The sequence below is a fragment of the Niabella drilacis genome (assembly GCF_900101395.1).
Lineage (GTDB): Bacteria > Bacteroidota > Bacteroidia > Chitinophagales > Chitinophagaceae > Niabella > Niabella drilacis.
Genome location: NZ_FMZO01000044.1, coordinates 1 through 1,182 on the forward strand (window position 1 = coordinate 1; position 1,182 = coordinate 1,182).

1 pseudogene is annotated in these 1,182 nt (G+C 48.5%); it reads right to left on the reverse strand.

Going from position 1 to position 1,182, the window contains the following annotated elements:
• Positions 1-1,182, reverse strand: a pseudogene (locus tag BLS44_RS26160) (hypothetical protein); the annotation flags it as partial.

Below are 1,182 nucleotides of genomic sequence, written 5' to 3' on the forward strand. Positions count from 1 at the left end.
GAGACCCGTGCTTTGCCGTTATGATCGGTAATGACCTCCGGGTTCCAGTATACGGTAGTGCGCAGGTCCGGCACAACGGTTTTTTCGTCGGGTGTGGTGTAGCGCGGGCTGTAAAATTGTTTTGCCAGCACCGGGGCCACCGGTTTGTACAGGTAAACGCCTGGCGCTTTCTTTAAGAAAGGACCGGTGCCGGACCGGGTGGTGATCTCCACAAATGAAAAATCCCTGGTCGAAGCATTAAAGCGCATTCTCAGTTGCATGTTTAGAAACTCAGAACGGTAAGCACTATTGAATTTTGAAGTGTTCATGACCTCGATGGCCCGTATGTCTTCGGCCGAAAAATATCTTAAGTAGTTATCCAGGAAAGTCCGATAGTCGATCCCATCTCTGATGCCGTCGTCGTTGTCGTCGTAGAATGTGTTTCTCGGATCAAAGAAAAAATGAAGATCGACCCCGTCGATAATAAACCGCACAATATTGGTGTTGATCATATAAAGCAGTTTATTGTTTCTGCTTTTGGGCAGCGCCCCCAGGCTAAATCCCTTCACCTGTTTGTACAAAACATCCAGCAGGGTTTGTTTGGGTGTTTTATCCAGTGTTGCTTCACTGACCACCTGGTCGGCACCGCCATTCTTGTTCAGGTTTTGGGAACCGGGGATCGCCGCGGTTGTCTTCACCACTACTTCGTCCAGGAAATCGCCGTTCTTCCGGATCAGTTTACGGATGTCCATTTGCTTATTAACAAAATGGGCGATAGCGGTGTCCAGTAAAATATTCTGCTGCGCTATGACGGTTGACGCATCGGTGTAGGAGGGGAATGTGGGTTCGTTTAATTCGATACCGATATTAAAGGCCCGCCCCTTTTTATTAAAAGCCTCGATGACCATGCTGACGCTGTCATTGGTAAAATAAGGGAAGCGCGTTAGTGTAAATATGCCCTTATCGTTGGTGGTGGTGTCCATCAGGAAAGTTCCGTTCTTTCCCTCGTTCCCAAATACGATCACTTTTGTCTGAGCAAACGGTTTATTAAGAGCATTAGTGGCTTTTCCGGTGACCGTAAATTGTTTTTCCCTGTCAAATGTAAAGCTTGCGGGCTGCCATTCGTAGCGTACCCAGCCCTGGGTAAGCATCAGCGCGTCAACGGCCTGGGGTAGGGGGCTCTGGAAGTAATAATAGGGATCC